This is a genomic window from Paenibacillus sp. NPDC057886 (assembly GCF_042796655.1).
Classification (GTDB): Bacteria; Bacillota; Bacilli; order Paenibacillales; family Paenibacillaceae; genus Paenibacillus.
Genome location: NZ_JBHVMZ010000007.1, coordinates 213,061 through 231,784 on the forward strand (window position 1 = coordinate 213,061; position 18,724 = coordinate 231,784).

General features: G+C 49.7%; 13 protein-coding genes. All 13 read right to left on the minus strand.

Features of this window, described 5'->3' with window-relative positions:
• Window positions 1–251: 251 nt before the first annotated feature.
• The 13 genes from ACFVQB_RS23975 to ACFVQB_RS24035 all read right to left on the minus strand — a co-directional run bounded on the left by ACFVQB_RS23975 (window position 252) and on the right by ACFVQB_RS24035 (window position 18,704).
• A complete protein-coding gene (locus tag ACFVQB_RS23975) occupies window positions 252–3,452 on the minus strand; it encodes a DEAD/DEAH box helicase (RefSeq protein ID WP_379445069.1) in 3,201 nt (1,066 codons plus the stop codon).
• A gap of 286 nt (window positions 3,453–3,738) precedes the next feature.
• Complete coding sequence (locus ACFVQB_RS23980) at window positions 3,739–4,233, minus strand: chemotaxis protein CheW (RefSeq protein ID WP_379445072.1); 495 nt, start codon at window positions 4,231–4,233, stop codon at window positions 3,739–3,741.
• 174 nt (window positions 4,234–4,407) lie between these two features.
• Window positions 4,408–6,480 (minus strand): serine hydrolase domain-containing protein, encoded by a 2,073-nt coding sequence (locus ACFVQB_RS23985; RefSeq protein WP_379445074.1) that lies wholly within the window; start codon window positions 6,478–6,480, stop codon window positions 4,408–4,410.
• 260 nt (window positions 6,481–6,740) lie between these two features.
• Window positions 6,741–7,703, minus strand: coding sequence for an ABC transporter ATP-binding protein (locus tag ACFVQB_RS23990; protein ID WP_379445076.1), 963 nt, complete (start codon window positions 7,701–7,703; stop codon window positions 6,741–6,743).
• Complete coding sequence (locus tag ACFVQB_RS23995; protein WP_379445078.1) at window positions 7,700–8,677, minus strand: ABC transporter ATP-binding protein; 978 nt, start codon at window positions 8,675–8,677, stop codon at window positions 7,700–7,702. Before ACFVQB_RS23995 ends, ACFVQB_RS23990 begins: the two co-directional genes overlap by 4 nt.
• A gap of 60 nt (window positions 8,678–8,737) precedes the next feature.
• Window positions 8,738–10,075: a M20 family metallopeptidase gene (locus tag ACFVQB_RS24000; RefSeq protein WP_379445081.1), complete on the minus strand. Its 1,338-nt coding sequence runs from the start codon at window positions 10,073–10,075 to the stop codon at window positions 8,738–8,740.
• A 95-nt stretch (window positions 10,076–10,170) separates the two neighbouring features.
• Window positions 10,171–11,754 (minus strand): ABC transporter substrate-binding protein, encoded by a 1,584-nt coding sequence (locus tag ACFVQB_RS24005; protein ID WP_379445083.1) that lies wholly within the window; start codon window positions 11,752–11,754, stop codon window positions 10,171–10,173.
• A gap of 263 nt (window positions 11,755–12,017) precedes the next feature.
• The gene (locus ACFVQB_RS24010; RefSeq protein ID WP_379445500.1) at window positions 12,018–12,893 is read right to left on the minus strand and encodes an ABC transporter permease; all 876 of its coding nucleotides are present in this window, start codon (window positions 12,891–12,893) and stop codon (window positions 12,018–12,020) included.
• Window positions 12,894–12,944: 51 nt separating this feature from the next.
• Window positions 12,945–13,955: an ABC transporter permease gene (locus tag ACFVQB_RS24015; RefSeq protein WP_177185880.1), complete on the minus strand. Its 1,011-nt coding sequence runs from the start codon at window positions 13,953–13,955 to the stop codon at window positions 12,945–12,947.
• Window positions 13,956–14,269: 314 nt separating this feature from the next.
• Window positions 14,270–15,802, minus strand: coding sequence for a PucR family transcriptional regulator (locus tag ACFVQB_RS24020; RefSeq protein WP_379445086.1), 1,533 nt, complete (start codon window positions 15,800–15,802; stop codon window positions 14,270–14,272).
• 398 nt (window positions 15,803–16,200) lie between these two features.
• Window positions 16,201–16,833 carry an aspartate/glutamate racemase family protein gene (locus ACFVQB_RS24025; protein WP_379445088.1) on the minus strand — a complete coding sequence of 211 codons (633 nt, stop codon included), beginning with the start codon at window positions 16,831–16,833 and terminating at the stop codon, window positions 16,201–16,203.
• A gap of 228 nt (window positions 16,834–17,061) precedes the next feature.
• Window positions 17,062–18,012, minus strand: coding sequence for an aminopeptidase (locus ACFVQB_RS24030; protein ID WP_379445091.1), 951 nt, complete (start codon window positions 18,010–18,012; stop codon window positions 17,062–17,064).
• A gap of 20 nt (window positions 18,013–18,032) precedes the next feature.
• Window positions 18,033–18,704: an AroM family protein gene (locus tag ACFVQB_RS24035; RefSeq protein ID WP_379445093.1), complete on the minus strand. Its 672-nt coding sequence runs from the start codon at window positions 18,702–18,704 to the stop codon at window positions 18,033–18,035.
• Between the last annotated feature and the right edge of the window lie 20 nt (window positions 18,705–18,724).

Genomic DNA, 18,724 nt, shown 5'->3' on the forward strand with positions numbered 1-18,724 from the left:
GTATGTGAGTGTGTATCTATATATGTTTAACTAAACATTTACACAATAACGGAGAGGACAGAAATAACCTGAAGAAGCAAAGCGTTCGCCTAAAAGCTTTCTGAAAGAAAGCTACATCGGAAGCATACGCTATCCCCGGATTTCCCCTTTTATAAAGGAATTAAAGAAATCTGGGGATAACAGCGATCGGAAGGTTGTTCTGTCATCGGAGTGCCAGTGTAAATATTCATTAGTTGAACTTATATAGCAACTTACAGCCATGTCTCGCCCTGAAGCGAGATCAGACCACGCAGTTCATCATCCGACATCTCGGTCAACCAGTTCTCACCAGAACCGACCACTTGCTCGGAAAGTGCCTTTTTACTCTCAATCAGCTCATCAATCCGTTCCTCCAGGGTACCCTGACAGATCAGCTTATGCACCTGTACGTTTCGATTCTGCCCAATCCGGAATACCCGGTCCGTCGCCTGGTTCTCCACCGCAGGATTCCACCAGCGATCGTAGTGAACGACATGACTGGCACGCGTCAGATTCAGCCCCACACCCCCGGCACGAAGAGACAGGACAAACAGGGATGGACCCTCCCCTTTTTGGAAGGTTTCCACCATGTCATCCCTTTGCGACTTCGAAACACCGCCATGCAGGAAATACGGTTCTTCCTCATACCGCTGTGTAAGCCGGGATACGAGCAATTCCCCCATCGCCACATACTGAGTGAAAATCAGCGCCGACTCCCCGTTGTCACGGATCGCATCCAGCAATTCCAGCAAACGTTCCATTTTGCCCGATGCTTCAGCCTTGCCATGTTCCTTCCGGCTGCTGTCCGCCAGCACCGGATGGTCACAGATCTGCTTCAGCTTGGTCAGTGATGACAACACAATTCCCTTACGAGCGATACCGTTTCGTCCATCCAATCCGCCCATCAGATCATCTACCACCCGCTGATACAAAACGGTCTGCTCTGGTGTCAGGGAACAATAAGATTTCAGCTCCAGCTTCTCCGGCAGATCCTTGCGGATATCCGGATCACTTTTCAGCCTGCGCAGCATAAAGGGCGATACAAGCCGATGAAGCTCACGCAAAGAGGCTGCATTTTCTTCAGATGGGCCCAGTCCCGTATACCGCTGGCGGAATGAAGAAGCTGTACCCAGATACCCCGGATTGAGGAATTGGAAAATGGACCACAGTTCGCTTAGTCGATTCTCCACTGGCGTACCCGTCATCGCAATGCGATGCGGCGTAGACAGACGCATAACGCTTTGCGCTTGCTTCGTACGGTAATTTTTAATATATTGCGCCTCATCCAGCACAACGGTAGACCAGTGCAACGAAGCCAGATCCGGGCCATCCCGGCCAGCCAGATGATAGGTCGTCAGCACAATATCATGGGACTGTGCTTCCGCCTGAAAAGCATTGCCGTGCAACCGTTGTCCGCCATGATGAATATATAACGACAGATTCGGGGCAAACCGCTTCAGCTCACGCTGCCAGTTCCCAAGCAACGAGGTAGGGCACACAATAAGTGCAGGCAGATGCGCATCATGCACATGCGGCTGTTCACCGTTCGCGGACTCTTCTTCCATCCCCATAAACGCTTCGTGCTCACGCGCTTCTTCCGCCGCGGCTTGCTGTTCCTCATGTTTCAAGTCCAGCAGGCAGGTAATGACCTGAATCGTTTTCCCCAATCCCATATCATCGGCAAGACATACGCCGAACCCAAGCTCACGCATGGCGGATAACCACTGGTATCCCCGCTCTTGATAGGGTCTCAACTCACCATGCAGCTCTGCCGGAACCTGACGAGGCTCAATACTGCGGAGCACCTGTCCGTCGAGCAAAAAGGAGAGCAGCCCCTCGGATTCCGCACCAAAGACGGAAAGCCCCTTCCATGCGGTATCTTCGCCTTCTTCAGCTGCCAGATGCAGCCATTCGGAGAGTGGCATATATTGTTCTTCTTCTTTTTTCATATAACGCAGAACCTGGCGAATCTCTTTTGTATCCACTTCAATCCATTCACCGCGGAACATCACATAAGGCACCGTTGCTTCCGCAAGAGCAGCCAGCTCCTCCGCCGTAACAGGTTTGCCGTCCAGCATCGGTTCTGCCTTGAAGGCAACCAGCTGCTCCATGCCTAGTGCAGACGGTGCCCCGAGCGGTCTTTCTGTTCCACGATTGAGCATCTGCAGACGTAATCCAGCGCGGCGTTTCCCTGCACGGCTCCAGCGGGAAGGCATTAACACGGTTACTCCCGCCTTCTGCAGACGAGGCACAGCATAGGTCAAAAATTCAAAAAAGGCTTGCTGTTCCAGCTTCATTCCTTCCGGTCGTGCATGAAGAAGCGCCGTTTCCAGCTCCGGTGCCAGTTCTGCTGCATGACCCAGCGCCAACAGGAGCTGTTCTGCAGCTGATATATAACGTACTTTGCCTCGATCCAGATCCCGTTCCGGATGTGCCCAGATCGTGCGTGCAGGCAGTCTCAGGCCAGATTCCTGCACACTGTCTGCCCAGAAGGTAATCCCCCACAATGATTCATGATCACCAAGGGGCGGTTCCAGCCGCAGTACCAGCTTCAGCTCGCCTTCCGTGGGAGCCGTTTCTTCACTGCCTACCACGGGTCTCGCTGTACCGCCAGCTTCTTGCAGCGTTCCAATGAGTTCTGCCATTTCCTCCGTAGGTCCCTGCACCGTCACCGGACGGAACATCGAGATCAGACTATTCCACCACAGCTCTGCTACCGGAGAGGACCCACGCCGGAATGGCGTACGGTAACGGGACAGTTCACTATCCATGCCTTCCATCTCACCTGTGACAACCGCATGAACCATTCCGCTCATAAATGAAAATAATACGGCCGCGCCCGCTTCCTCCCGTGATTCCGGTTCAGAAGATGCGTATGCTCCGGGAGCAGACAATCCGATCGGCGGCATGGATTCCGCCAACTCCCGGAATCGTTCCACATCCGCTTCCTGCAACAGACGCGGACGCCATACGCCTGTCAGCGTTTCCTGTCCGGTGCGGCGACGTGCACCCGTCTTGGCCGCAAACTCAGCGGATGGAGCAAATTCTCCGCGCAGCAGCAGTTCCTGTGTAAACTGTGCTGCTTTTACCCAGTAGCGAATCTCTTCTCCAGCCTGAATTCCTGCCGCATTCAATATACTGTCGTCCCAATGGAGCAGCAGCTTGAATGTATCTTTGGGCGAGATTGCCAGCCCTTCCAACGTCCGCCCGAGCAATTGACGCCGCTTCGTACTCGCTTCCGCGGCATTACGCATCGGATTGGGCCAACGAAGCTCCGCAAGACGCAGAGCGGCAGGCTGAAACAGACGACCCCCGTCGCCAAAATTCAGCTTCCGTACCACGTGGCTCCAGGCATCCACACGTGGCTCCGATGTTTCACCGGAAAAACAAAAAAATACGTCACCAAGCCATACTCCATACAGCGATTGCATCATTACAGTCTCCCGTCATCCCTTCGCATTGTTACTCTCCATCATATACGAAAATGCTCGGATTTAAAAACTTTTACGCATAAAAAGTGCAACATCACTTCGAAAAACCATCTCCAAACCACTTCATACTATATTATGTATGGCTGTTAAAAGGTGAAACACGCCAAGTCATTGCACTCCAGGGTAGGATGCTCACACTAAAAAATGCCCCTTATCCCCAAAAAGGGGTAAGGAGCATTTTCATAATTAACCGGATATGTGCTTTGTATATAATACTTAAGCGTTGCACTTACTGCGACTTGGTCAAATTGCCCAGCAATACATTCAGATTCAGAATTCCGGCCTCATGGTCGTCATTGTGTGCGATTTCCTTGAATATTCCCGTTGTGTAATGACGATATTCTTCCGTAGGCTCTTCAAATCGATCATACATGACCACGGAATCCACTGAATCGACGACGAGCGGTACATAATCATCGTGGTAAGGCACGACAATGATGCGCGTGGAAGGTGTAGTCTCCTCGTCAGGCATGCCCAGCAGGACGCGTACACTCACAACAGAAACCACTTTGCCATACAGGGGCGTAAAGCCCTTGATCTCAGGACTGCCAAAAGGAACAGTGGTTACCGGAAGCATTTTGATAATTTCATGAACTTCATCAATACGAAGCGCACAAATCTGATTTCCTACCGAAAAATTGATGTATTGAACTTGAACTTCCTCATCCATAATATCTCCAAACCCTTCTTCATTTTCAATCTTAGTAAATTTTTTTATAATCATGTTGGATATGCAAGTCTCATTTCACGTTACTTCCTCTGTGATTATATCGGTTGATGTGAGATGAATTTTTACCCACTAATTAATTAAGTCTAATTACTGCTTCACATTTATTAAATAATGACCAATTGTACTGAGTAACTCAATAATTAGGTAACACTCTGATTAGCCCTCTAATTAACCTTCCACTCCGTATAACAATACCGGAATTTTTTCACAAAGAGTATCAAACATGACGGCTGCTTCCTGACGAAGCATGGGGCGGGTTGGCTCATAGTCCACAGCGCCATCAGCATCTATCTTCACCTCTGGACCATAGAGCTGCATAGCAACCGCAAATTGCACTGCTTCTGATGCCCAAGGTGCCGGCAACGTTCCCGTCAGCTTGGCTTGTAGCGCCGGAGCGGATACATTGAATTGAATGAATCTCCAAAGAATAGAAGCCGCTTCTTGTCTGGTTATGGCACGGTCTGGCTCAAAGCGGCCATCCTGTGTCCCTTTTACCCCTGCATACAGAACTGCTGATTGAATCTCTTGTGCCAAATCATGTCCTACTGCATCCTTAAATATTACAGGGTCCTTAGATAGCTGGAATCCGACAATTTTCATTAATATTTGCACAAATTCTCCACGTGTCATTGCTTCTTCCGGTCTAAAGGAATTAGTATCATTTTTATTCAGAAATTGCTGTTGATTTAATTGGTCAATAGAAGCCGCATATGGACTATCGGCAGATACATCAGAGAATGGAGCTTGCACAGGCATTCTTTTCAGGAAGCTGTCTGGATAATTGTAATACATGTATTCAATTTTTCCATCCTCATCTGCCTTAAAGCCTGCTTTTACCCCTTGTTCATCCTGAAATAACAACGCCTCTAATTGTTGAAGCTTATGGGTTCCCAATGCATCCTTTATAATAAGTGTTCCATCCTCACCCGCTTTCACCTCTGCACTAAGTAGAGGTATTCTCAAATCTTGAAATCTCCCTTCAAACTTGGCCAAGCTTTCCTTGGATGATTGGATTGGTGTGGCAGCCTTGTGTTGTTCAGGATAAAATTGATCCATGAATGAGCCAAATATTTCATCGCGAGGGTCCAGCGCTTCACCATTTACAATGATCATGGCGCCTACCTTTTGCTCTGGCACCATCCACAGCCAGGAGTGAAAACCAGGAAGGTCACCACCTTTTCCAATGACGGTCTGACCATTGAAAAGATGATTATGCATGGTTTCAAAACCATAAGACATTACGGGTAAGCTGTCATTAATACCGTATTGGTAGGCTTCCATTGTGTTTGTCGTTTTTTCTTCCAAAATGCGGCCATCACCAAGCTTTCCCCCATCTAACATAGCAAGCATGTATTTGGCCATATCACTACCGGTAGAGAACATGCTGCCACTGGGATCTATGTCAGGATAATTAGGATACACAGCGATTTCTTTACCTGCAGCGTCATAGGTTTTTGCAAGATTGTGATGGACTTGGGACGATAATAAAAAGTCACTATGTGTCATGCCAAGCGGCTTAAATATGTTTTGTTTTACATAAGTATTGAAGTCAATTTCAGCTACATTTTCTACGATATAACCTTGGTGTACAAAAGCCAGATTATCATACCTGTAGGCCTCGCCAGGTTTTATTTTTACCGTTGGCACGTTATTTTTGACATAATTCTGGAGAGAGACACCTGGAGTATTACCAGAAAAATCAGTAAAATCATAACCTGTTGTGTGGGTCATCAGGTTCTTCATTGTAAGGGGAACGCCGGTCTGATTAGGGATCTTAACTCCATCCATATATGCAGAGATATCGCGATCCAAGTCTATCTTGCCTTGTTCGGCAAGCTGCATCACCGCTGTGGTCGTAAATAGCTTGGAGATGGATGCCATTCTAAATTGGGTAATGTCAGGATTGATTGGTGTTTTGGAAGCCACATCTGAGTAGCCATATCCTTTGTTAAGCAGGACTTTGCCATCCTTTACAACTACAAACAATGCCCCCGTAAGCTTCTCCTTCACATCAGCGCGAGCAAAATAGGCATCTGCAAATTCCTCTACGGATTTAGCTGTGATCGGAGGAATTGCGGAGGTCGCTGTCCCTTTCTCAGCCAAGCTTTGGCTTTGGGCCTGATTGCTATTTGGAGTGGCTGATGCATGAGCAGGCAAGCCCGAAGATGACAGGACTAAGCCGGCGATCAAGACACTAGCTAGGATGACCTGTCTGGGCCGTTTACAATTTGATGGTTTCATATATTTTCTCCTCTTCCACTTGGGTTATTATTCCATAGAAATTGTATAATAACCCCATTCGAGGAAACAACCACCTTAGGCCCAGTCACACCCGTGCCTAAAGTTAGTCCCCTGTACTGAACGATGGTCCAGGTTATAACCAAGACTTTGGCCCATTGTCACCTATTACCGTGCCCCAAATGAAAACATTAAACAAGAACAACAAAGACACCTTCATTCCACTTCAATCGTGGTCTTGAAGGTGTCTTTCCCTTTCAACCCTAATATAAATGACACGCTACCTGGCGTCCCGGGGAAATCTCCCGCAGCTCCGGGATAACAGAGCGGCATTCGTCCTTCACATACGGACAACGGGTATGAAACGTGCAGCCGGACGGTGGATTTTCCGGATTGGGCACGTCGCCGCCCAGGACGATCCGTTCCTTTTGCACATTCGGATCAGGAACCGGAACAGCGGACATCAATGCTTTTGTATACGGATGCAGCGCCTCGGTGAACAGCTCGGCTGTGGGCGCAAGCTCCACCACTTTGCCCAGATACATAACGGCAACACGATCACTGATGAACTTAACGACGGATAGATCGTGAGAGATAAACATATACGTCAGTCCGAATTGTTCCTGCAGATCCTGCATCAGGTTCAGTACCTGCGCCTGAATGGAGACATCCAGCGCTGACACGGGCTCGTCACACACAATGAACTTCGGGTTCAATGCGAGAGCACGAGCAATACCGATCCGTTGGCGTTGTCCACCCGAGAACTCGTGTGGAAAGCGGTGAGCCTGATAGGGAGACAATCCGACCACTTCCATCAGTTCTTCGATTCGGCTTTTCAACTCGTTTTTCCCCAGATTGTGATGGGTGAGCAGCGGCTCCTCCAGTGTACGCTGTACCGTCCAGCGCGGATCCAGTGAGGCGTATGGGTCCTGGAACACCATCTGCATATCCGTACGGAAACGGCGCAGCTCTTCTGGCGGAAGCTTCCGTACATCCTTGCCTTCGAAGAACACCTCGCCATCCGTCGGCTCAATCAGACGCAGAATGGCACGCCCCGTAGTGGATTTCCCACAACCGGACTCTCCGACCACGGCGAGTGTTTCGCCGCGTTCCACGGACAGCGTTACACCATCGACTGCCTTGACGGCACCGACCTGTTTGGAGAAGAGGCCTTTGCGGATGGGATAATGCTTTTTGAGGTTTCTGACTTCCAATATCGCACTCATATAATCCCCTCCTGTTGCAGCAGACAGCGACAGCTGTGACTTGGAGCTGTTTCCAGTAATTCGGGCTGTATGGTCTCGCATCGTGCTTCCTTAACCGGACATCGAGGGGCAAAGCGGCAGCCGGACGGCATATGGGCAGGATTCGGCACCTGACCCGGGATGGACTGAAGACGATCCTGATCCCCCGCAAGCTGTGGCAGCGAAGCCAAAAGACCGCGAGTATAAGGATGCTTGGGATCGGCAAAAAGGGTTTTGACATCTGTCTCCTCAACCACTTGCCCGGCATACATCACCATGACACGATCACACATCTCAGCTACAACGCCGAGATCATGGGTGATCATCATTATTGCCATATTCTCCGTACGCTGAAGGTCACGCATCAAGTCCAAAATCTGCGCCTGGATGGTCACATCCAGGGCTGTTGTTGGTTCATCCGCGATGAGCAGCTGCGGGCTGCACACCATTGCCATGGCGATCATCACCCGCTGGCGCATGCCACCTGAGAGCTGATGCGGGTACTGTTCTGCAATTTTGTCAGGACGGGGAATGCCAACTTTGCGAAGCATATCAACCGACCGTGCCCAAGCCTCTTTTTTGCCCAGCTTCAGATGGTATCGTGCCGCTTCCGAGATTTGTTTGCCGATTTTGAATACCGGATTGAGCGAGGTCATCGGCTCCTGAAAGATCATGGCCATTTGGTTACCCCGAATTCGGCGAATTTCTCGCCCGGACAGCTTGAGCATGTCTTTCCCTTGGAAGCGGACTTCTCCCGACGCCACGCGGCCGATCTTTTTGGGGAGCAGCTGCATGATCGATAAAGATGTAATACTTTTCCCGCATCCCGATTCTCCGACAATACCCAGCGTCTCACCCTGCTGTATGGAAAGACTGATCCCGTCCACGGCGCGTATCACGCCTGCATCCGTGATGAACTCTGTCCGCAAATCCGAAACTTCGAGCAGTTTAGTCATGTTGTTCCCCTCCCCTACCATTACGTTCTGAACCTTTTGCTTTTTTCCTTCTAAAAAGAATTAGCGCTTGGACGTCGTGGCTTCTTCGGAAGCCGCACCCTTCAAATTCTTCAATGACGTCTCATCTTCCATACCTTCCACGCCCAAATATTTAAGCGCGCTCAGCGCATACACTTTGGCGCACTGGATAATCTGCCATACGGGTGCTTTTTCGTTAAAATTGTGAATCGTGGACAGCTCTGCCGGACCATATTGCAATACCGGAATCTGATGATTACGGAAGTGGCGTGCATCGCTGGATGCCCATTGCAGCACACCGTACGCCTCTTCGCCGCTCACTTCGCTGATACTCTCCACCAGTTGGCTCACGATTGGTTCATGCGCTGGAGTCCAGTTTGCGTTGCCCTGAAAGCCAAACGGCTTCAGCTCCGACTCAATTCCTGCTTCAAGCAGAAGCGAGCGAGCACGGTCGAGCACATCACGGTAATCCACACCAAATGGAACGCGAGAGTCTACCTGAACAGTGCAGCGATCGGCTACCACATTCACCTTGGTTCCACCCTGAATCGAACCGATATTCACCGTGACATGGTCGAACACTTGATAGGCCAGACCTGCCTTCTCCCGATCACGCGCATACTCCTGCGAGATGCGGATAATATCCTTCACTTCTTCCGGGATGTCTGGCTTGATGTCCCACAGCCGCTGCAATGCTTCAATGCCTTTAGCTGCCTTCACAATCGCATTATCACCTACAATGGGTTGAAGACTGCCGTGGCCCGGTGTGCCTTCCACCGTGAACTCAAACCAGCAGCTCCCCTTTTGTCCAATGGTTGGATGCTGCGGGCTGGAAGGTTCAGCAATTACCGCGGCAGTTCCTGTTGCGAGACCACGTTCCAGAACCCACGGCACTCCCAGATCCCCGCCTGTTTCTTCATCCGGAACAATCATCAGCGACAGATCTCCGCGCAAAGGCACATTCAACTTTGCCAGAATAACCGTCGCAAAGATCAGGCCCGCAAGACCACCTTTCATGTCGGATGCCCCGCGTCCAAGCATATATCCGTCCTTGATTTCACCGCAGAACGGATCAAAATCCCAACGGGAAAGATCCCCGGCTGGCACAACGTCTGTATGACCACAAAAAATCAGATGTTTGTCTGACTTGTCCGCCCCTTCTCCGTTCAACGTCGAGATCAGGTTAAACATGGTTTCCGTTGCCGCGTGTACTTTGGTGTCGATTCCAGCCTGATGCAGATATTCGATAATAAAAGCGCTAATCTCACGTGAATCCCCTGGAGGGTTCTCCGTCGGGAAACGAATCAATTGTGAACAGAGCTCCAGTAATTCATCCTGGCCTTCCTCGATTGCATCAAGTACCTTGCTTTTCCAATCCATCCTGTTCAGGCCCCTTTCAATATTGGCTGTATTGTGCTCAGTGCGAATCGTCAGAAGACAGGCATGATTGCCTGTCCCCCAAATCGTCCGTTCGTTTACTGCTCCTTGCTAAGCGGGTAGAAACGCAGAACCTCATCCGGGTAATACACGTATCCGCTGACCTTGTTATTCATGCCGACAACCCGGTTATATTCGTAAAGATACGCCCATGGTGCTTCTGTCGTAATAATCTCCTGTGCCTTCATGTATAGCTCGTTGCGTTTCGCCTGATCCGGTTCAGCGCCTGCTTCTTCCCACAGTTTGTTAACTTCCGCATTGTTGTAATGAATGTAGTTGGAAGAGCCTTCACCGTAGAGCAGGAAGCCCAGGTGGTATCCAGGATCGTTAACAAAAGAAGTCCATTTGGAGATGTAAGAGACTAAATTCCCGTCTTTTTGCTGTTCCAGGAACTGTGCACGAGCGACTTTGTTAATATTCATTTTGACACCGATCTTGGCCAGTTCCGCTTGAATCAGAACCGCGTCATACTCCCAATCGTCAAATCCGGAACCGAGGGTAAAGTCAAAGCTGAACCCTTCCGCATAACCTGCTTCTTTTAACAATTCCTTGGCTTTGTCCAGATTGTACTCGTATACATAGCCTGCATCCGTAAAACCTGGTGTGTTACTTGCTACAGCACTCTTCATCTCTTTGGCCTGACCGTACATAACATCGTTGATCAATTGGTCATACGGGATCGCATAGTTGATGGCCTGACGCACTTTTTCATTATCGAACGGTTTGACATTGTTGTTCATGGCGAAGAACAAAATACGGTTACTCGCATTCGAGTTGATGGTTAAATTACTGTTCTCTTGCAAAGCCGCAACATCTTTGGGAGGAATCTCGATCGCCATGTCCACGTCACTCTTGTTCAGCAGCAGAACACGGTTGGAGGCTTCCTTCGTGAATTTCAGCGTGACTTTGCCAAGCTTCGGTGCACCCTGCCAGTAGTCGTTGTTGGCCTGGAAGACCGCTTCACTGGCCGGGTCCCATTTTTCAAGCGTAAACGGGCCTGATCCGGCAGCATTTGTTTTCAGATAATCGTCACCTTTTTCCTCGACCAGCTTCTGGTCCACGATGGAGAAGGTATACATGGCAATGATCTGGGTGAACATGTGGTTTGCTTTATTCAGCACGATCTCGACAGTGGAGTCGTCCTTGGCGGTCACACTCTTGATGTCGGCCATTCCGTATAGAAAGCTGCCGGAGCTGGACTTCGCCACACGGTCAAAAGAGTACACAACCGCATCCGCATTGACCGGATTCCCACTTTGGAATTTAAGACCGCTTTTGATTTTGAATGTATACGTTGTATTGTCATCAGACACTTCCCAGCTCTCGGCGAGCATCGGCTGAATATCCTCCGTGTTGGCTACCTCAGCACCATCCACCGTTTTGACACCATAGGTTACCAACTGGTCATAGGTTGCCAGTACCAATGTGTCCGAGGTCAGGTCATTCGCCTCCGCCGGGTCCATTGTGGTTCCACCCTCAGAGTAAGCAACCGTCAGTGTAGGTGCGGGTTTTGTTTCCTCTCCTGAGCCGGATGCCGCAGGCTGCTGGTTGGCATTGCTGGCACAGCCTCCAAGAACAACGGTAAGAGCAATCATTGCAGAAAACCATTTGAGCTTTTTCATTTTTAGTTTCCTCCCCTTTTTGAACCAGTCTTATGATGTGATACTGTAAAACGTTGCAGCTTTTATTAGACAGAGCGAATGTGTGCACCAGTACCCAGAAAGCAACTTGCCCCTATTTCAGATACCAACCGCAGCAGCATTCGATCAGCCTTCTGCCGGTGATGGAACCTTGCATGCCATTATTCCAAGGCATTCCCCGCAAATCGGTTCTCCCATCCAGCTATTTATAAATCGGTTCTATAGAGACCGGTGATCACCAACCCCTATTTTCCCGAACGCAACCTTGGATCCAGTACATCACGGAAACCATCTCCGAGCAGGTTAAAGCCAAGAATGGATGTGGCTATAGCCAGTCCAGGGAATGTCACGAGCCACCATTGTCCAGAAATGATATACTCCCGGCCTTCAGAGATCATGGCCCCCCATTCGGCTGTAGGCGGTTTGACGCCAAGACCGAGAAAGCTCAAGCTGGATGCTGTCAGAATGGCAAAGCCCATACCAAGTGTGGCCTGTACCAACAGCGGTGCCAAAGCATTTGGCAAGATGTGGCGAAACAGAATCACTCTGTCCCTCACACCGATGGCTCTGCTGGCCTCCACGTATTCCTTTTCGCGCAGGGATACTGTCTGCCCATACATCAATCTGGCAAATTCGGGAATGCCGACAATCCCTACAGCAATCATGGCACTCGTCAGTCCGTTGCCGATGGAAGCCGCAATCGCCATGGAGAGTACCAGCGAGGGAAAGGCAAGCAATACATCCATCACCCGCATGATGATATTGCCCGTACGTCCGCCGTAGTAAGCAGCAATTCCGCCCAGCGGAACCCCGATGACAAACGAAATGCTGACGGCAATCAAGCCTGTCCAGATGCTGATTCTAGCTCCATACAGAACACGACTCAGAATGTCACGACCATAGTTATCGGTACCGAACCAGTGACCACCTGATGGGGATTCCAGCTTCACAGCCGTATTCGTCACGTACGGATCATAAGGGGCAATCCAGGGAGCAATAGCTGCAATGACAGTCCATATTACGATAAAGGCCAGACCAATGGCAGCGAGCCGATTGCGGAGCAGTAGTCTCAGAAAGGTTTTGGGTTTGGGAACAACCGCTGGTGCAGGTTTGGTTCCCATGGAAGTCGGTGCGGCAGTACTCACAACGGTACTCCTCCTTTCGCGGCGACCCTATTCATAACGGATTCGTGGATCAATCAATCCATAGACCAGATCCACCGCCAGATTTATAAAGCTGAACAGAATGGCACTTACCAGTGTGAATGCCTGAATTGGTGCATAATCGGCAGCCAGAATCGAATCTGTGACATAACCGCCGACGCCAGGCCAAGAAAAGATCGTTTCCGTGATTACCGCACCACCGAGTAATCCGCCAAACTGAAGGCCAAGAACGGTCAACGTGGGGATCAGCGCATTGATCAGGGAATGTTTGCCGACGACCGCGGTCTCGCTCAAGCCCTTGGCTCGTGCGGTACGCACATAATCCTGTCCGATGACTTCCAGCATGCTGGATCTGGTCATACGCGCTACAATCGCCATTGTTCCTGTACTCAGGCAGATAGCCGGGAGCAGCAAATGAGCAAGACTGCTTTTGAGTGCAACCATATCTCCGGTCATCAGACTGTCTACCACGTACAATCCGGTGATATGCGTCGGTGGATTGAGGTCTCCGCTGATGCGTCCCATTGGAGCTGGGGCCCAGCCAAGGATGGAATAGAAGATGTAAATAAACAGCAGTCCCAGCCAGAAGATCGGTACACATGCTCCAATCAGTGAGAACACCCTGGAGATGTGGTCCATAAAGGACTCTTTTCGGGTTGCAGCGATAATGCCTACCGGAATCGCAACACAGATGGCTATAATCACACTGGCCAATGTCAGCTCAATGGTTGCCGGAAAGCGGGTAGCGAAGTCACTCAGCACCGTATGACCGGTATGGTAGGCGAATCCCAGATTCCCTTGAAGCAACTGTCCCACGTAGCTAAAAAACTGTACAAATAATGGCTTGTCCAATCCCATGTCCATTCGGATTTTGGCAATGACATCATCCGTGGCCTGTTCGCCAGCCATGACAATGGCGGGATCTCCCGGAAGAACACGGGACAGGATGAAGGTAATCACCACGATGCCGATCAGCGCCGGAATCATCTGCAGCAGCCTTCGGAGCGTGTAAGCAAACAATCGATCAACCCCTTTAACTCTGATGTCTCACTTGCTGTTTTACGGTTCTCTGTGGACGGCCCAGTCTTGAAAACTTGTCTGTTCATCCGTCTCTTCTTTGTAATTGTGCTTATTTTACCTAGAATCCGGGCGTCGAACTACGTCCCTTTTAGCTAAAAAAAAGCACAACCGTTTGTCGATTGTGCACTAATGTCTCCTATTTATGTCATGTTAAATCACACTCTAAGACATAGTTCGCTATTTTTCGACCTATATCTACCATTTCATCCTTTATAGATTTTGCTTTGTAGAAGCAAGTGTCCGATTGGCAGGACCTATACCTCTTGCTTATCCTGTTTCATGTAGTAGTACACAAGACACAGATGACAGACAAATTGTTCACGCGGGTGATTCAGGTCGAAGCCCGTAATGTCCCGTATTCGCTCCAGTCGGTATTTCACGGAATTCCGGTGAATATAGAGGCGATTGGCGGTCTCGATCAAACTCCCTCGGCTCTCCAGATAATAAAAAAAAGTCCGCAGCAAATCCCCGCTGTGTTCATCATCATAAGCACGCAATTTCCCCAGCTTCCGCTCAAACAATGCCGCAAAACCCGGATCATTCGCCGTTTCGCTCAGCAAATGATATACCTCCACATCCTCAAACCGGGTTGTACGCCCACCCGACAAACGGGAGGATACCATCAGGGCATTTCTGGCCTCGCCATAGCTTTGATGCATATTCCAAAGTGGAACCTGAGTGCCCACACCTGTCCTGAACTGTCCAAGCTTGTTGGCCGGATCTTCGAGCCATAGTCCAATGGTATCAGTCCAGGATTGAACGTCATCCATCCATGCTGCATCCCGGGACTCCGGTGATGGCAAAAAGAGCACCGCCCTGTTGGTCCGAAACTCAATATGAGGCGCTACCCTCCGTTTTCTGGCCTCTTGACCAAGCAATTCGGTCAAGAGGTCTTCATCCGGAGCCGTCTCACCTTCCATCACGGCTACTTCCCATAAATGCTCCGGATTCATGCCAAGCTTGCGACCTCTCGATTCAGCTTCATGTGGCAACAGCAGAGGCGGTGTCAGCAACTCGTCAATGAAATTGCCCCGAAGACGCAATTCGGTATCTTCCGCCACCTTGTTTCTCATCAATTCCAGGGATAACACCAGTCTGGCCTGCTCAATGCCGACTTGTTCCATTTCATCCAGGGAGTCCTTGTCCACAAGCAACCGGGCAACTTTCCGCCGATCCAGATTAATCTCCCATACGAGTGGGTCCACAGCTTCTTTCCAGTCATAATCCGGCGGTGAAGACACAATTATCTGTCCGGCATTGTCGATAACACCCACAGGTGCCTGAAGCAGCTCAGCCACATTGTCCCCCACTGCCTGAATTCCACTGTTTTCAAGTACCATTGTCATCAGCGTGCGATATACTTCCTCTGACCTGCGGAGCAGTGCGGCCTGTCGATCCAGCACCAATTCCATAACAGGCTGAGTAATATCCATGTAGGGTATCTCCGGAGGAATTTCAATGATGGGCAGACCGCAGTCATTACTGGCTGCAACGGCTTCTTTCGGGATTTCTTTGAGAAAACGCGCAGGTTTGATAGCCAAAGCAGCCGCCCCCGCTTCATTAAGCGTATAGATTAGTTCTCCGAGCAAGCCGGGATTATCGCGAATTGAATAGGCTGTCGTCAGCATAAGCATGCCTTCCCGCAACCATCCTTGCAGATCGGGCACCTCCATAATATCTACGAACCGCACAACCCGATCCAATCCTTGATGCCCACTAATGACTTTGGCCTTGCTGAGTATAGGAATATTCAACAGTTCTTTCAATGTTATACCTGTCGTTTTCAAGCCTATCGACCACCCTGAGCCAGATTTGCAAATCATTCCTGCATACTGTATCTAATTTTTTTGGATAGTTTACCAGACTATCTGATCAAAAAAAACGGGAATTTCTGTGATATCCGTATGTTATATATTGATTTCATAAATTATAGTAATAATAATACGTTGTTAGTAGCAGTTAATGATGCGGAAAATAAATTCACCCCTTTATCGCTTCACATTAGAAAATAGGATAAACGATCCCCACACTCTTTGCACATAGGCGCCATGCTATTCCAAGAACCCCGATAACACCTTATCGCACACAAATAACGCCGATGCAGTTATTCACATTGCATCGGCGCCAAAATCAAATTATCAAAACCATAAAATTTATCCAATACCCATATCCGGCATTTCATTGATCAGGCATTCAACGCAGACACGGCTGCCCCTAATGAATAGATCGGGTCAAGCGCCCGGATATGCAGTTCTTTCTCCACTTCCAAGGCGAAACCCATCGTTGCAAAACCGGTACACGCAAGAACGATGGATTCGGCGCCTTCCGCCTTCAGTCTTCTGGCGGCTTCCATAGCCGCAATTCGCCCCTGTGGCGTGTTGAGATCCAGCGTGGTTATCACACCTTCGGGACGCTCCATCCCGATATAGGCATCACCTAGTATTCCTCGGATCAGGAGAGGCACTTCTTCAAGGATGGTCAATACACCTACACGCGCCGCTGATGTGAGCGCAAGATGTGCAGCACATGATCCAGCACCATAGACAGGGATGTGAACAGCGGCACGCATTTCTGGAAGAGCCGGATCGGCTGCACAACTGATACCGATAGAGGTACAGCCTTCCTGTTCCAGTTTTCGTGCCAGATCCACAATTTTAGGAATCGATTCAAGCTCTGTGGCCTGATCATATACCCCTAGCGGTTGATCGGGAATGCAGCGACTCCGAACCTGAATGCCATAACGTCCTTCAATCAATGCCCCGTGTCTGTGGATATCTTCTTCATGATGAAGCGTAATCACTCTGATAAGACCCAACATTGGCATTCCTCCCCAGGCTGTGGATATCTTGTGCATATGTTACCCACAAACTGTTGATAGTTACCCCCAGTTATGTGGATATCTCTTTATATATTGTGAATATGTTGTGTATTTGTCGCCAAAACTACCGCGTAATTTACGCATTGGTCCCCATTGTGGATATGTTGTGCATACGCTCTCATACACCTTTTTTGATCCACAAGGTTATCTCTTGAATATTCTGCTCCATTATTGATCGAGCAGTTCTCCCTGACGCATAATCAACACATCATCAATGTAAACATCCGGCTTCTGCACAACAGCATCAATATGAACACCTGCTGCAACTGTGCCACCGAACGTATTATTACTTCCAAAAGCAACATGAATCGTACCGTAGACTTTCTCGTCCTCTAGGACAACACCTGTAATTCGAGCCTTGTCATTGGTGCCGATGCCGAATTCTCCAAGAATACGACCATCACCTTCGCCCAGCATGGATAACAGCTTGTCTCCTTCAGCGCCAGTTGCCGTAACAAGGCGGCCCTCTCTAACTGTCAATAGAACAGGTTCACTGATTGCACCTATTCCTGCAATTGAGCCATCCACCAGGATTTCACCTTCTCCAATTCCTTCAACGGGGGCGATGTAAGCTTCACCGGAAGGCAAATTGCCGGACTCACCTGGATTGAGGTACATACCTGTGCTTGGCACGCCATTACGTCCCTGAATTGAGAACGACAGCTGGTGTCCATCTTTCTCGATGCGGACACGGTTGCCTGCACTTAGCATGGCCGTAACCTTATCTGTCAAAGCCTTCACTTTGGGATATTCTGCGGTTATGGCACCATTCATGAACATATCATCCGTCATGCCCGGCATCGTGGCTACCCGGGTTCCAGCAGCTGCTGCCTGTTTACGTGCCTGCGTATGGGTTAGTGAATAACGGGTTACACATACCGCTACATCTGCACGCTTCATCGCTTCGGCAATCTGTGCAGGTGGCTCTTCACCGGATTTGCTCCGTTCCTTCATCACCATAAGCACTGCATCTGCTCCCAATGCCTTGCCTGCCTCATATATGGATTCGGCCAGTTCCCTCTTGGCATCATCCGCTACGACTGCCAGGGTCTCACCACTGCGAAGTCCAAGGCATTCCACCAAAACATTTTTACTGACGTCAATTCGTTGCTGATTCATTTGTTCGTCTCCTCCTAATGTCAGACCATTTCCGCTACTAGCTTACCCATTAGAGCATTCGACAAAATGACCGGGATTCCTTCGCTGGCATTGGCAACCCATTGACGGTGGCGCTCATCATACCCCATGCAATCCAGTAAAATGAGTTCAACACGCCCCTTTAATGATTCCGTCGCCTGCCGGAACTCAGCCTCGCCGGATGTATAGGGAGAAGCAGCAGCAAACGCAGGCTGGACCAGGGAGGAAAACTTCAAATCAAGCTGTCCCGCTTGCTCTGGCAATGGTCCGATAAGCCCCAGACGTCGGCCATCGGCCATCGCCTGTACAGCTGGAGGAATAATGCGATCAGGCTCAATGAGATGTACCTTGGCTGAACGCAGACCCGGAAATGAACCTGTGCACAGCAACAGAATATTGGATACACCCAAGGCTTCGAATTCACGAATTTTTTGATTCAGCATTGGTCTGATTTTTTCGCGGGATACGATAGCCGCACTGCCGTCCTGCAGACGGGAAGTCAACACATAGTCTCCAGGTTCCGGGGCCAGCGCAGCGATCTGAGTTGCTGAAAGTCCGTCCAGCACCCCGACCTGAAGGAGTTCCGCCCGCCCCTCCAGATACTTCTCTATGACAGGTGCAACATCGGTTCGCGGAGCTTGTCCAATCGTAATCATGCCAAGCTGCTTGGTCATCTTATTGCCTCCTACATATC

Coding starts and splice junctions, on each gene's coding strand:
- ACFVQB_RS23975 (WP_379445069.1), bottom strand. CDS start 3,452: ATGATGCAATCGCTGTATGGAGTATGGCTTGGTGACGTATTTTTTTGT.
- ACFVQB_RS23980 (WP_379445072.1), bottom strand. CDS start 4,233: ATGATTATAAAAAAATTTACTAAGATTGAAAATGAAGAAGGGTTTGGA.
- ACFVQB_RS23985 (WP_379445074.1), bottom strand. CDS start 6,480: ATGAAACCATCAAATTGTAAACGGCCCAGACAGGTCATCCTAGCTAGT.
- ACFVQB_RS23990 (WP_379445076.1), bottom strand. CDS start 7,703: ATGAGTGCGATATTGGAAGTCAGAAACCTCAAAAAGCATTATCCCATC.
- ACFVQB_RS23995 (WP_379445078.1), bottom strand. CDS start 8,677: ATGACTAAACTGCTCGAAGTTTCGGATTTGCGGACAGAGTTCATCACG.
- ACFVQB_RS24000 (WP_379445081.1), bottom strand. CDS start 10,075: ATGGATTGGAAAAGCAAGGTACTTGATGCAATCGAGGAAGGCCAGGAT.
- ACFVQB_RS24005 (WP_379445083.1), bottom strand. CDS start 11,754: ATGAAAAAGCTCAAATGGTTTTCTGCAATGATTGCTCTTACCGTTGTT.
- ACFVQB_RS24010 (WP_379445500.1), bottom strand. CDS start 12,893: ATGGGAACCAAACCTGCACCAGCGGTTGTTCCCAAACCCAAAACCTTT.
- ACFVQB_RS24025 (WP_379445088.1), bottom strand. CDS start 16,833: ATGTTGGGTCTTATCAGAGTGATTACGCTTCATCATGAAGAAGATATC.
- ACFVQB_RS24030 (WP_379445091.1), bottom strand. CDS start 18,012: ATGAATCAGCAACGAATTGACGTCAGTAAAAATGTTTTGGTGGAATGC.
- ACFVQB_RS24035 (WP_379445093.1), bottom strand. CDS start 18,704: ATGACCAAGCAGCTTGGCATGATTACGATTGGACAAGCTCCGCGAACC.